General features: G+C 66.5%; 13 protein-coding genes. 6 read left to right on the top strand and 7 right to left on the bottom strand.

Annotation, left to right across the window (positions count from 1 at the left end):
- Positions 1–166: 166 nt before the first annotated feature.
- Positions 167–733: a DUF6676 family protein gene (locus tag ACGFNJ_RS26830; protein ID WP_393453641.1), complete on the bottom strand. Its 567-nt coding sequence runs from the start codon at positions 731–733 to the stop codon at positions 167–169.
- A gap of 323 nt (positions 734–1,056) precedes the next feature.
- On the opposite strand from ACGFNJ_RS26830, the gene ACGFNJ_RS26825 reads away from it, so the two are divergent.
- Positions 1,057–3,876, top strand: coding sequence for an aconitate hydratase (locus ACGFNJ_RS26825; protein WP_393453638.1), 2,820 nt, complete (start codon positions 1,057–1,059; stop codon positions 3,874–3,876).
- Between the two features lie 87 nt (positions 3,877–3,963).
- Complete coding sequence (locus ACGFNJ_RS26820; protein WP_069167150.1) at positions 3,964–4,530, top strand: TetR/AcrR family transcriptional regulator; 567 nt, start codon at positions 3,964–3,966, stop codon at positions 4,528–4,530.
- A gap of 45 nt (positions 4,531–4,575) precedes the next feature.
- Here ACGFNJ_RS26820 and ACGFNJ_RS26815 read toward each other — a convergent pair whose 3' ends face one another.
- The 4 genes from ACGFNJ_RS26815 to ACGFNJ_RS26800 all read right to left on the bottom strand — a co-directional run bounded on the left by ACGFNJ_RS26815 (position 4,576) and on the right by ACGFNJ_RS26800 (position 7,738).
- Positions 4,576–5,370, bottom strand: a complete 795-nt coding sequence (locus ACGFNJ_RS26815; protein ID WP_393453635.1) for a hypothetical protein — start codon at positions 5,368–5,370, stop codon at positions 4,576–4,578.
- A gap of 211 nt (positions 5,371–5,581) precedes the next feature.
- Positions 5,582–5,656, bottom strand: a complete 75-nt coding sequence (locus ACGFNJ_RS26810) for a 50S ribosomal protein bL37 (RefSeq protein ID WP_393454191.1) — start codon at positions 5,654–5,656, stop codon at positions 5,582–5,584.
- 24 nt (positions 5,657–5,680) lie between these two features.
- The gene (locus ACGFNJ_RS26805; RefSeq protein ID WP_393453632.1) at positions 5,681–6,502 is read right to left on the bottom strand and encodes an SDR family NAD(P)-dependent oxidoreductase; all 822 of its coding nucleotides are present in this window, start codon (positions 6,500–6,502) and stop codon (positions 5,681–5,683) included.
- Between the two features lie 729 nt (positions 6,503–7,231).
- Positions 7,232–7,738, bottom strand: coding sequence for a MarR family winged helix-turn-helix transcriptional regulator (locus ACGFNJ_RS26800; RefSeq protein ID WP_393453629.1), 507 nt, complete (start codon positions 7,736–7,738; stop codon positions 7,232–7,234).
- A 71-nt stretch (positions 7,739–7,809) separates the two neighbouring features.
- On the opposite strand from ACGFNJ_RS26800, the gene ACGFNJ_RS26795 reads away from it, so the two are divergent.
- From ACGFNJ_RS26795 to ACGFNJ_RS26780, 4 genes are all read left to right on the top strand, one after another.
- Positions 7,810–8,313 carry a cupin domain-containing protein gene (locus ACGFNJ_RS26795; protein ID WP_393453626.1) on the top strand — a complete coding sequence of 168 codons (504 nt, stop codon included), beginning with the start codon at positions 7,810–7,812 and terminating at the stop codon, positions 8,311–8,313.
- Between the two features lie 36 nt (positions 8,314–8,349).
- Complete coding sequence (locus ACGFNJ_RS26790) at positions 8,350–8,820, top strand: acyl-CoA thioesterase (RefSeq protein ID WP_393453623.1); 471 nt, start codon at positions 8,350–8,352, stop codon at positions 8,818–8,820.
- 260 nt (positions 8,821–9,080) lie between these two features.
- Positions 9,081–9,545 carry a hypothetical protein gene (locus tag ACGFNJ_RS26785; protein WP_393453620.1) on the top strand — a complete coding sequence of 155 codons (465 nt, stop codon included), beginning with the start codon at positions 9,081–9,083 and terminating at the stop codon, positions 9,543–9,545.
- Between the two features lie 11 nt (positions 9,546–9,556).
- On the top strand, positions 9,557–10,519 hold the full coding sequence (locus tag ACGFNJ_RS26780; RefSeq protein WP_393453618.1) for a hypothetical protein: 963 nt from the start codon (positions 9,557–9,559) through the stop codon (positions 10,517–10,519).
- 71 nt (positions 10,520–10,590) lie between these two features.
- On the opposite strand, the gene ACGFNJ_RS26775 is transcribed toward ACGFNJ_RS26780, so the two are convergent.
- On the bottom strand, positions 10,591–10,824 hold the full coding sequence (locus tag ACGFNJ_RS26775; RefSeq protein WP_393453615.1) for a helix-turn-helix domain-containing protein: 234 nt from the start codon (positions 10,822–10,824) through the stop codon (positions 10,591–10,593).
- A gap of 81 nt (positions 10,825–10,905) precedes the next feature.
- Positions 10,906–12,537, bottom strand: a complete 1,632-nt coding sequence (locus tag ACGFNJ_RS26770; protein ID WP_393453612.1) for an ABC-F family ATP-binding cassette domain-containing protein — start codon at positions 12,535–12,537, stop codon at positions 10,906–10,908.
- Positions 12,538–12,591 lie beyond the last annotated feature (54 nt).

The raw sequence follows: 12,591 nt of genomic DNA, 5'->3' as shown, positions 1-12,591 counted from the left end.
CAAACCGGTCGTCACGAAAAGTTGCTGGATGGATACCCCTTGGTCTTCCACGCGTGCGGCTACTCCCCAGCGCTGCGCGCCGCAGCGCGACTCGCCGCGATCGGTGCCGCAACGCAGAGGTGCCCGGCAGCTGCACGCTGCCGGGCACCTCGTCGAGGGTTCTCAGCTAACTCCGGACGTCCGCACCAACCCGGACACCGTCCGCCGCTTCGCGCTTCGCCCGCCGCACCTTCACCCAGTACAGCCCGCCGACCGCCGCCACGGTGCCGACGACGAGAACGCTCGCGATCGTCGTCCACGACACCGCCTCCGGCTGCTCCACCTTGTCCAGGAAGCGCTGTGCCGCAACGGCACTGTGGCCCTGGGTGCTCTTCGAGACGTCCTCGGCCCATTCGAGTCTGACCCGGCTGATCGAGTCGCTGTAGGTGCCGACCCAGTCGTCGCTGAGCACCAAAACGGTGCCGTGCTGGGTCTTGCCGACCTCCGTGGCCAGATCACGTAGATTCGAGTCGTGGCCTGGATTACCGGGAACGACCACGATGCTCAGCGGGATGTTGCGTTCGCCTGCCGCTGCGACGATTGCCGCGAGCTCGGGCTCATCCTTACCGGTCAACGTCGCGACGCGATCGTCTGCCAGATCGGGCAGGATCGTGTCGGTGACCATGTCCTCGGTGACGTTCGGTGGCAGTCCAGCAGCCATGGGCGTGAAAACCGAGGTGTGCGAGACGGTCATCTTCCATCCGGTCTGTCGAGCCGCATCGGCATCCGAGGCGACGTGCATCCAATAACGCAGGGTGAGCCCAACGCTCCCCCGGCTAGCTCGAAAGCACAGTACGCGACCAAGAGTCGGAGTACGAGCACACGGCACGCCGTACGCCACCCTCGTGTTTCACAGGACAAGCGTACTGTTAGGGTCGTAGCGCGAGGAACCGGCGCACACGGCGTCGAATTCCCTCCAGGAACCTACCGTGGCGACTGCTCGCAGATCGCCCGCAAGGAACAGCCGCAGGCACAGCCCCGCCGGCGGCAAAACCCTCACAGATGAGTGGAGCTGACGTGACGACAAGTATCGATACTTTCGGCGCCAAGGGCACCCTCGAGGTCGGAAGCAACTCCTACGAGATCTTCCGTCTCTCGGCCGTGCCCGGCACCGAGAAACTCCCCTACGCACTCAAGGTCCTCGCGGAGAATCTGCTCCGTACCGAGGACGGCGCCAACATCACCGCAGATCACGTCCGCGCGATCGCGAACTGGGATCCGTCGGCCGAACCCGACACCGAGATCCAGTTCACCCCGGCCCGCGTGATCATGCAGGACTTCACCGGCGTTCCCTGCATCGTCGACCTCGCCACCATGCGTGAAGCCGTCACCGTCCTCGGCGGCGACCCGAGCAAGGTCAACCCACTCTCGCCTGCCGACATGGTCATCGACCACTCGGTCATCCTCGACGTCTTCGGTCGCGCCGACGCCCTCGAGCGCAACGTCGACCTCGAGTACCAGCGCAACGGCGAGCGCTACCAGTTCCTGCGCTGGGGCCAGGGCGCCTTCGACGACTTCAAGGTCGTCCCGCCGGGCGTCGGCATCGTGCACCAGGTCAACATCGAATACTTGGCCCCAACCATCATGGTCCGCAACGGCCAGGCCTACCCCGACACCTGCGTCGGCACCGACTCGCACACCACAATGGTCAACGGCCTCGGCGTATTGGGTTGGGGCGTAGGCGGTATCGAGGCGGAGGCGGCCATGCTCGGCCAGCCCGTCTCGATGCTGATCCCGCGTGTCGTCGGCTTCAAGCTGACCGGTGAGATCAAGCCGGGCGTCACCGCCACCGACGTGGTACTCACCGTCACCGACATGCTGCGCAAGCACGGCGTTGTCGGCAAGTTCGTCGAGTTCTACGGCAAGGGCGTCGCGGAGGTTCCGCTCGCGAACCGCGCCACCCTCGGCAACATGAGCCCCGAATTCGGTTCCACCGCAGCGATTTTCCCGATCGACGAAGAGACCATCAACTACCTGCGCCTCACCGGCCGCAGCGACGAGCAGCTCGCGCTCGTCGAGGCCTACGCCAAGGAGCAGGGCCTGTGGCACGACGCGGACAACGAGCCCGCCTACTCCGAGTACCTCGAGCTCGACCTCAACACCGTGGTGCCCTCGATCGCGGGGCCGAAGCGTCCGCAGGACCGAATCCTGCTGTCGGACTCCAAGACCGCGTTCCGCAAGGACATCCACAACTACACCAACGACGCGGAGTCCGGCCCGGCCGCGGTCACCCCGCACACCCACCTGGACGAGGCCATCGAGGAATCCTTCCCGGCCTCCGACCCCGCGGTGCTGTCCTTCGCCGACGACGACGCGGTGCTGATCCCGTCCGCCGCCAACGGCAACATCGGCCGCCCGTCCAAGCCGGTCAAGGTCTCCGATCCGGAGCGCGGTGACTTCGTGCTCGATCACGGCGCGGTCGTGGTCGCGGGCATCACCTCCTGCACCAACACCTCCAACCCGTCGGTCATGATCGGCGCGGCCCTGCTGGCGCGCAACGCGGTCGAGAAGGGCCTCGCGTCCAAGCCGTGGGTCAAGACCAACATGGCGCCCGGCTCGCAGGTCGTCTCCGACTACTACGAGAAGGCAGGCCTGTGGCCGTACCTGGAGAAGCTCGGCTTCTTCGTCGGCGGTTACGGCTGCACCACCTGCATCGGCAACACCGGCCCGCTGCCGGACGAGATCTCCAAGGCGATCAACGACAACGACCTCTCGGTCACCGCGGTGCTCTCGGGCAACCGTAACTTCGAGGGCCGGATCTCCCCCGACGTGAAGATGAACTACCTGGCCTCGCCGCCGCTGGTCATCGCGTACGCGCTCGCGGGAACCATGGACTTCGACTTCGAGGCCGACGCCCTCGGCAAGGACTCCGACGGCAACGACGTGTTCCTGAAGGACATCTGGCCGTCCCCGCAGGAGATCGACGACACCATCAAGTCGGCGATCAGCCGGGACATGTTCACCAGCTCCTACGCCACCGTCTTCGAGGGTGACGAGCGCTGGAAGGGCCTGAGCACCCCCGAGGGCGACACCTTCGCGTGGGACGAGAACTCGACCTACGTCCGCAAGGCGCCGTACTTCGACGGCATGAAGATGGAGCCGACCCCGGTCAGCGACATCAACGGCGCTCGCGTGCTCGCACTGCTCGGCGATTCGGTCACCACCGACCACATCTCCCCGGCCGGTCCGATCAAGCCGGGCACCCCGGCCGCGCAGTACCTCGACTCGCACGGTGTGCAGCGCAAGGACTACAACTCCCTCGGCTCGCGTCGTGGTAACCACGAGGTGATGATCCGCGGCACGTTCGCCAACATCCGGCTGCGCAACCAGCTCCTCGACGACGTCTCGGGTGGTTACACCCGCGACTTCACCCAGGACGGCGGCCCGCAGGCCTTCATCTACGACGCCTCGCAGAACTACCAGGCCGCGGGCATCCCGCTGGTCGTGCTCGGCGGCAAGGAGTACGGCTCGGGTTCCTCGCGTGACTGGGCGGCCAAGGGCACCAGCCTGCTCGGCGTGAAGGCCGTCATCACCGAGTCGTTCGAGCGCATCCACCGCTCCAACCTCATCGGCATGGGCGTCATCCCGCTGCAGTTCCCGGCCGGCGAGTCGGCCGCGTCGCTGAAGCTGGACGGCACCGAGACCTTCGACATCGAGGGGATCACCAAGCTGAACGAGGGTACGACTCCGAAGACCTTGAAGGTCACCGCCACCAAGGAGAACGGCGACAAGGTGTCGTTCGACGCGGTGGTGCGGATCGACACCCCCGGTGAGGCCGATTACTACCGCAACGGCGGCATCCTGCAGTACGTGCTGCGCAACATGATTCGCGGCTGATCACGCACTCGCCGTACGTCGAGGGTCCGCGCACCGCGTTTTCGCGGTGCGCGGATTTCTCACATCGCCTGGAGGAGTACGCCCGCCATGCCCAAAGTCAGTGACGACCACCTCGCCGCCCGACGAAGCCAGATCCTCGACGGTGCGCGCCGCTGCTTTGCCGAATACGGGTACGAAGGCGCCACCGTGCGCCGCCTGGAGGAAGAGATCGGGCTGTCGCGCGGCGCGATCTTCCATCATTTCCGCGACAAGGACGCGCTGTTCCTCGCGCTCGCGCAGGAGGACGCCGAACGAATGGCCGACGTGGCGGCCAATCAGGGCATCGTGCAGGTCATGCGGGACATGCTCGCCCATCCCGAGGAATTCAATTGGCTCGGAACACGATTGGAGATCGCGCGGCGGCTGCGCACCGATCCGGAGTTCCGGGCAGGCTGGAGTCAGCGCTCCGCGGAGCTGACCGCCGCCACCCTGGCGCGGCTGGAGCGGCGCAAGGCGGCGGGCGCGTTGCGCGACGACGTGCCGACCGATGTGCTGCTCGGGTACCTCGATCTGGTGCTCGACGGGCTGATCGCGCGGATCGCGTCCGGTCACACGAACGAAAACCTCACTGCGGTACTGGATCTCGTCGAAGCATCGGTGCGCCGCAAGGAGTGAGCAGACCTACACTGGTGGCGGCTGTGGAGTCCGCCCCACTGTCTTTCAGAAGTGCGCGTTCAGATAGTTCGCGGCGTGGGTCGTCCAGAGCACGTCGGTGCCGGGCATGTTGTGGCCGGAGTAGAGCACGTGCTGACCGTCCGGCCACGGGGTGAGATAGCCGACCACCCCACGCACGGCCTCGATGTACCGCTCCAGATTCTCGATCGGGTTCCGCAGCAGGAAGCGCAGCAGTTCCGAGAAGACCAGCGGCATGAGATTGCCGACGCGGGCGCCCTCGATGAACGAGAACGGCGAGATGCCGACGTCGATGAATCGCAGCGGGGAATCCGCCGGCGAGGCGGTGATGATGTCGCCCGGGTTCGCGTATTCGAGCACCGCGACCTCGTCGGGCCAGGCGCCGCGCTGGCCGTGCAGGCCGAACGTCGAAGGCGGGCACAGGTTTCCGACAGATTCCCCCGCCTTGCGCAGCGGGTTGGAGATATTGAGCACGAACGCGATCTCCAGCGGAGACCCGTTGGTGTTCTTGTATATTCCGGAGCGCACGCCCTCGAGGATGTGGCTCGCGCAGAGCCCGCCGAGCGAGAAGCTCAGCAGCCCACAGACGTTCGGCGAGTCTTGGATCGCTTTGACGCCCGCGGCGACACCCAGGCGCACCGAGGTGTCCAGGGACGGACCCCACACCTCGGGAACCGGCCCGACCGAGGCAGGCCAGTTCGGCTCGAAGCACGAGAAACGTTCGGGATCGAGCAGTTTCGTGACGTCGCGCAGCATGCCCGTTGGCGCGCCGTCCGGGTTTCGCGGCTCGCCGACACCCCGCAGGGTGATGATGTCGATCATCGGTGATCTCCTTGCACGGCATACCGTGCGGGTCCGGGGTGGAACCCCACGGTATGCCGGTAGCGAAAGGGTGGCACGCGTTGCAGGCTACTCGGTATGCTCGGCGCCGGATGGCAATCCGATCGGAATGTTCTACAAGCCGATCGGACTTGTTACGATTCCGTTATGGGTTCCATCGGGCCAGGCGAAACTCGGTTCCCGGCAACAGGATTCAGGCTCCTGGCCGTTTGCCGTGGTTGGCCTTCTTCTTGCGGCGTGCGCGTTTCTTGTCAGCGCGCTTGGACACTGCGATGCCTTTCGTCAGAGGTGATCACGCGGCCTGCGGGAGCCGCAGGCTCCACGAGGCGAGGCGGGTCCGCGCCCGCGAGTTGCGCACGAGTGCGGCAGCGCGGGCCAGCTCAGTGCCCTCGTAGTAGCCGCCGTTGAGCACCGGCGACGCCGAAGAGCTCAGCACGGCAAGCAGATCCGCCGCCGAATCGACCGGCGCGGTCGCATGGCTGCGCAGCTGCGGCATGTCGATCTCGAAATCCGCAGGGGCCACGCTGATCGCGGTCAGCCCGGCCGGGCCGGTCTCGGCGAGCGTGCGGGTGAACATGGTCAGCGCCAGCTTGGACTGCGCGTACACCGCCATCGGGGTATAGATGCCGCGGTTACGGTCCAGGTCGGAGTACTCGATGGTGCCGCCGACGTGCAGACGCGACGAAACGGTGACCACTCGGCCCTTCGCCGCCGCAACGGCAGGGGCCAGCGCCATCGTCAGGCGCTGCGGGGCGAGATAGTTGATCTGCAGCGTGGATTCCACACCGTCCTCGGTGTGCCAGCGCCGCTGCGGACCAGGCACCGACGCGGCGTTGATCAGCGCGTCGAGCTCCGGCACGGTCGCGGTCAGCATCCTGCCTAGCTCGTCGACCTCGGACAGGTGCCGGAAGTCGGCGTGCACCATGCGCAATCGGCGGGCCTCCGCGCCGCCGGCGACCAGCCGTTCCAGCGCGGCATCCGCGAGCTCCTTGTCCTGCGCATGCAGGATGACGGTGGCGCCGTCAGCCACCAGACGCTCGGCGGTGGCGTAGCCGAGGCGCTGATCGACACCGGTCACCAGGACGATCCGGTCGCCGGACGAGATTTCGGACATAGCTCTCCCATCGGGGTGGGTGCCCGCGTCGCGAGATCACGAACAAGTCGCGCGATCACGAACGACGCAGGCGGAAAATGGATTCGCGATCAGAGGTCGCGATTCTGCGGTCGCAGAGGGGAACTCGCGCAGATAGGCGCGAGCAGGTGACACGTGGCGCTAATGGGCCACGCGGTGGGGATTCAGACCGACGGCGCCGGACTCGGCGGCTCGTCCTCACTACCGAAACCGACGCGCTCCAACGCAGAAGGCAGTGCGCAGTCTCGGCACACGGCGACGCCGAATCTTCCGCGCAGCGCGCGTCGAAGGCCGGATGTCGCGGTCACACCCTTGATCAAACTGATCCGCGAGATCGGGGGCAATGCTTTGGCATCCGATTTGACGGATCCTTTGCGCCCCCGCGCGCCTCATATCCCGCGCGCCCCCATATCCCGTGCGGCCCGCGCGCTCCTGTGCAGCCGCGCCCCGCGACCGCGCCCCATCCGGTGCTGGCACTTCGCCGAGGATCACGCCGAGAGATCACTCGCCGGGAAGCCGTGCGGCACACAGCGCCTCGGTCATCTGCCGCGCGGACAGCACCTCGGGAGCGCACCACCGCTCGGCAACACCTGCCCGGACTCTTCCCCGGCCGCCGTCTCGATCTCGCCGAAGATGCGGGCCCGATCCTGCTCGGACAGGTACCCGCAGTCTACGTCGAGCGGTAACCGGCTCGGCCGCAACAGCACTGCCTCATGCGCCCGACTCGAGGCTGCCGAGCAGCATGCGCGCGATGCGGTCGAGGTCGCCGCGGTCCTTCGCGGAAAGCACCGAGAGCATGCGGGTTTCGTTCTCCGTGTGTGCGGTGACGACCGTGTCGACCAGCTTGCGCCCGTCCGCGGTGAGCGCGACGCGCACCGCGCGGCGATCGTCCGGATCGGCGATCCTGCGCACCAGCCCCGCCGACTCCAACCGGTCGAGCCGCCCGGTCATCCCGGCCCGCGACAGCATCAACGTGTCGGCGAGCACCGAGGGATTGAGCTCCCACGGTTCACCCGAACGGCGCAGCGCGGCAAGCACATCGAACTCGCCCCGCTGCAGCCCGTGCGCGGTGAAGACCTCCTCGATCACTCGCTGCGCCACGATCAGCAGCCTGCCGAGGCGCCCGACGATCGCCATCGCCTCCAGCTCGAGGTCCGGCCGTTCCCGCTGCCACTGCGCCACGATCGCGTCCACGACATCTGCTTTGGCTTCGCCCATAGACAGGATTCTATTCGCTGAGATATAGTTCGGTAGCGAATTATCAAGCACCGAACTAGTTGGAGATCATCATGAGCAGCATCGCCCCGCGCATCGACGTCGCCATCCGGCAGTCGCAAGAGGCCGAGACGCTCGGCACCGAGAACGTCACCATGCGACTACTGCTCGACGCCGCGGACACCGACGGCACGTTGAGCACGCTGGAGGTGACGATGAAACAAGGCGCGGACGGTGCGACGCCGCACTATCACACCCGGTCCGACGAGCTCTTCTACGTCGCGGACGGCGAACTGCAGCTGCTGGCCGGCGACAAGATCGTCACCGTCGGCGCGGGCGGCTCCATCGTGGTCCCGAAGTTCATGCCGCACGCCTTCGGCGCCACGCCCGACAGTGGGGCGCGAATCATGATCGCCCTCATGCCCGGCGTGCAGCGGTTCGAGTACTTCCGACTGCTGGACCGAATCGCGAAGGGCGAGTCGACCCTGGCCGACCTCGCCGCCTCGCAGGATGAGTTCGACAACCACTTCGTCGACGCGCCGGCGTGGTGGGCCGAGCGCAACGCGAACCGACCCTGATTTGTGTACGGCCGTCCCACCTGATTTCGTAAGGACATGGGCACTTCATCGGGCACGTCCAACAGCAGGCCAGACGCCCGGACACCCGGGCAGCCGTTCACCGTCCCGGTGACGGTGCGTGGGTACGAACTCGACACGCAGGGCCACCTGAATCAGGCGGTCTACGCGCAATACGCGGAGCACGCGCGCTGGGAACTCCTGCGCGCGGCGGGGTTGCCTCAGGACAAGCTGATCGCCGAGGGAATCGGACCGGTCCTGTTGGAATCAAACATCAAGTTTCTGCGGGAACTCCGCGGCGGCGACGAGATCACCGTCTCGGTCGAGTTCCACTGGGGACAGGGCAAAACATTCACGTTCCGGCACGAGATCCGCAAACTCGACGGCACCCTCTCGGCTGAAGTGGCTGCAATTTCCGGGATCCTCGATCTGACCACCCGCAAGCTCATCCCCGCGCCGGGTGCGCGGCTCTCGGCCCTCGCCGAGCGCCCCGACCTGCTCGGACTTTGAATCGGCACTTACGGATGCACGACCGCCAACCCGGGGCTATGCATAGCACATCCTTTCCAATCGGAAGTAGCTATTGAGTTGCTTCGAGACTAACAGGTGCCCGCCGAAAATCTTTCGGCGCTAGCGCATCCTGTGCCGAAATCCGGTTTGCCACCGGCCGTGAAATCTCTCGATACGAACCGATCCGCGCACTTCGCGCGATATGATCGGGCTCACGCTCGGGGGTCGTGGCAAATAGCGAGCAGATCGGAGAAATCGTGATGACCGACGCACTCCGCCTCCCCGGAACCGCGCCGAAGACTGACCGCGTTCCTCCGCTCCAGGGCTTCCTGGTAGCGGAGTCCGAACGCGACATCACCGTGCGCGTCGCCGAGGGAACGTGGACCTTCCGTCGGTCCGACGTGCTGCGGGTCCTCGATTCTGCGCTGCCCGACGGACTCTCGGCAGACCGAGACGGCCGCCCCGTCCTGGTCGACATCCGTGCGGGCGCCACCGCCGACTTCACCCGCAGGCTGCGCATCGACCTGGTCGACCGGCCGATGACCATCCCGGAATCCCCGTCCGCCGCGCTCGGCGACGAGCAGCTGCAGCAGCTCACCGCGTCCTGGGCCGACCGGCTGAACATCGTGGACGTGCCGGGAACACACGGTGCCACCTACACCTATTGCCAGACCAAGTCGTTCGCGACCAGCGACGACGGTATCAACTGCGACAGTCTCGACTGAGCGGCGCACGCATGGCGGCACGCCGGGCAGGCTCGGTCCTGATCGTGTCCGAATCCGATGATCTGCACGGCACCGCGATGGCGGCGACGCTGCGAGAACACCACGGCCTCAGCGCGATTCACTTCGACCTCCGCGACTTTCCGCGTGAGTCAGGCAGTTTCCGGCTCGACCGGCTCGGCACCACGCGTTCGCTCTCGCATTTGATGGGGCTCGACGACGTGCGCTCGGTGTGGTGGCGCCGCCCGCATCTCAGCAAGGTGCCCGCCGGCGTTCGCGCCGCCGACGACGACTTCCGCCAAGCCGAATGCGACGGGTTCATCCAGGGCATGCTCTGGTCCATCCCGGCCAACTGGGTCAACGATCCCGGCGCCGATCGCACCGCGGCGCGCAAGATCGTGCAGCTGGAGACGGCGCTGCGGGCAGGCTTCGCGGTGCCGGAGACGCTGATCACCAATGATCCGGACGAGGCACGCAGCTTCGCCGAATCCCGGCCTGGCCGAGTCGTTTACAAACGCACCGGGACCAGCCGTGCCGAATTCGCCGAGACCAGGATCATCACCCCGGCCGACTACGACAGGCTGACCGGCATCCGCTCGGCGCCGACCACCTTCCAGGACTACATCGATGCCGAATGCGACCTGCGCGTGGTCTGGGTGGACGGCGTCGAATGGACGGTGCGCATCGACTCGCAGGCAGGTGTCGGCCGCGTCGACTCCCGGTTGGACACCTCGGTCGATTTCGTGCCGGAGCATCTCCCCGCCTCGGTGAGCAAGTCACTCGCGACGTTGATGGGCGCGCTCGGATTGTCGTTCGGCGTCTTGGACATTCGGCTCGGCCTCGACGGCGAGTACTACTTCCTCGAGGTCAACCCCCAGGGACAGTTCGCGTACCTGGAGATCAAGACGGGCCTACCGATTTTCCACAGCCTCGCGAACCTCCTCGTCGATGGGGACGGGGCGGTCAGCGGGTACTGAGCGCGGACCGAACAGAGCACCGGCAGCGGCGAAAAACATACCGCCGCACCGGTTTCTGGTTCGTCAGAACGCTATTGGGCTTTGCGGCGGTTGGCACCGCCACGGCTGCGGAGTTGCACATGCGACTCCACCAGCACGTTGTGGATGAAGCCGTAGGAGCGACCGGTTGATCGCGCCAACGAGCGAATGCTCGCTCCTGCCTCGTACTGCTTCTTCAATTGGGTCTGTAGGCGGTCCCGAGACTTCCCGGTGACACGGGTTCCCTTACCCAAGGTGGCTTTGACTTGTGCGGGCCTGTCGCTCATGGCTTCCTCCGAGTCGCCGAGCAGCGTCTTTCCAGGCTAAGCACTCGAGGGGCCGTGATCAACGAATTCTTGTGATGAAACTCACGCGAGCTGAATAAGTTCCAAATATTCGGCGGACCAATGGTCCTCCGTACCGTCCGGTAACAAGATCACCCGCTCCGGCGACAGCGCTTCGGCCGCACCGGGATCGTGCGTGACCAGCACGACCGCGCCCGCGTAGGTGCGCAGCGCGTCGAGCACCTGTTCACGCGAGACCGGATCGAGGTTGTTGGTCGGCTCGTCGAGCAACAGCACGTTCGCGGCCGAGGACACCAGCCCGGCCAACGCGAGACGCGTCTTCTCACCGCCGGACAGCGTGCCCGCGAGCTGATCCAGCTGCGGACCGGTGAACATGAACGCGCCCAACAGACCACGCAGGTCCTGCTCCCCCGCGTCCGGCGCGGCGTGCCGGATGTTCTCCCACACGGTGGCCCGGTCGTCGAGGGTGTCGTGCTCCTGGGCGAAGTATCCGACCTTCATGCCGTGCCCTGGCACCAGCCCACCCGCGGTCGGCTTCTCGACCCCGGCGAGCAGCCGCAGCAACGTGGTCTTGCCCGCGCCGTTGAGGCCGAGCACCACGACCCGGCTGCCGCGGTCGATCGCGAGGTCGACGCCGGTGAAGATCTCCAGCGAGCCGTAGACCTTGGTCAGGTTCTCCGCCATCAGCGGCGTCTTGCCGCACGGGGCAGGCTCCGGGAACTTGATCCGCGCCACCTTGTCGGCGACCCGCACCTCGTCGAGTTCGGCCATCAGCCGGTCGGCACGCTTGGCCATGTTCTGTGCCGCAGTCGCTTTGGTCGCTTTGGCGCCGAGCTTGGCGGCCTGGGCGCGCAAGGCGCTCGCCTTCTTCTCGGCGTTGGCGCGTTCGCGCCTGCGGCGCTGCTCGTCCGTAGCGCGCGCGTCCAGGTACTTCTGCCAGGTCATGTTGTAGACGTCGGCTTCGCCACGCACCGCGTCGAGGAACCACACCTTGTTCACCACGTCGGCGAGCAGTTCCACGTCGTGGCTGATCACGATCAGGCCGCCGTTGTGGTTCTGCAGGAAGCCGCGCAGCCAGGTGATCGAGTCGGCGTCGAGGTGGTTGGTCGGCTCGTCGAGCAGCAGCACGGTGTCGGAGCGGCCGCCGCTGCCGTCGGAGGCCGCGAACAGGATGCGCGCCAACTCGATTCGACGACGCTGACCACCGGACAGGGTGCGCAGCGCCTGCGCGAGCACCCGATCGGGCAAGCCGAGGCTGTTGCAGATGCGTGCGGCGTCGCTCTCAGCGACATAGCCGCCGAGCGACGAGAACCGGTCCTCGAGGCGTCCGTACTTGCGGACCGCCTTCTCACGTTCGGTCTCGTCGGCCACCTCGGCCATCAGCGCCTGCTGCTTCTCCATATCGCGGATCAGCGTGTCGAGGCCGCGCGCGGACAGCACCCGGTCGCGCGCGAGCACGTCCAGGTTGCCTTCCTTCGGGTCCTGCGGCAGATAGCCGATATCGCTGGACCGCAGAATCTTTCCGGCATACGGCTCGCCCTCGCCGGCGAGTATCCGCAGCGTGGTCGTCTTGCCTGCACCGTTGCGCCCGACCAAGCCGATCCGGTCGCCCGCTTGCACCCGCAGTGCCGGTCCAGGGGCCGACAGCAGCGTGCGGACTCCGGCCCGGACCTCCAGGTCGGTCGCGGTGATCACAGATGTCTCCTCGCGGATCAGTGGTGCATGGGGACGGCAGCCAGCAGGGTGGGT

It is taken from the genome of Nocardia sp. NPDC049149 (genome assembly GCF_043197455.1).
GTDB lineage: Bacteria > Actinomycetota > Actinomycetes > Mycobacteriales > Mycobacteriaceae > Nocardia.
Note: the sequence above shows the minus strand (reverse complement) of the source record. Positions and strands in the feature narration are given on the sequence as shown.

Bases quoted from the DNA above. Each gene is read 5' to 3' on its own strand.
- ACGFNJ_RS26830 (WP_393453641.1), bottom strand. From the start codon at position 733: ATGACCGTCTCGCACACCTCGGTTTTCACGCCCATGGCTGCTGGACTG.
- ACGFNJ_RS26820 (WP_069167150.1), top strand. From the start codon at position 3,964: ATGCCCAAAGTCAGTGACGACCACCTCGCCGCCCGACGAAGCCAGATC.
- ACGFNJ_RS26815 (WP_393453635.1), bottom strand. From the start codon at position 5,370: ATGATCGACATCATCACCCTGCGGGGTGTCGGCGAGCCGCGAAACCCG.
- ACGFNJ_RS26805 (WP_393453632.1), bottom strand. From the start codon at position 6,502: ATGTCCGAAATCTCGTCCGGCGACCGGATCGTCCTGGTGACCGGTGTC.
- ACGFNJ_RS26800 (WP_393453629.1), bottom strand. From the start codon at position 7,738: ATGGGCGAAGCCAAAGCAGATGTCGTGGACGCGATCGTGGCGCAGTGG.
- ACGFNJ_RS26795 (WP_393453626.1), top strand. From the start codon at position 7,810: ATGAGCAGCATCGCCCCGCGCATCGACGTCGCCATCCGGCAGTCGCAA.
- ACGFNJ_RS26790 (WP_393453623.1), top strand. From the start codon at position 8,350: ATGGGCACTTCATCGGGCACGTCCAACAGCAGGCCAGACGCCCGGACA.
- ACGFNJ_RS26785 (WP_393453620.1), top strand. From the start codon at position 9,081: ATGACCGACGCACTCCGCCTCCCCGGAACCGCGCCGAAGACTGACCGC.
- ACGFNJ_RS26780 (WP_393453618.1), top strand. From the start codon at position 9,557: ATGGCGGCACGCCGGGCAGGCTCGGTCCTGATCGTGTCCGAATCCGAT.
- ACGFNJ_RS26775 (WP_393453615.1), bottom strand. From the start codon at position 10,824: ATGAGCGACAGGCCCGCACAAGTCAAAGCCACCTTGGGTAAGGGAACC.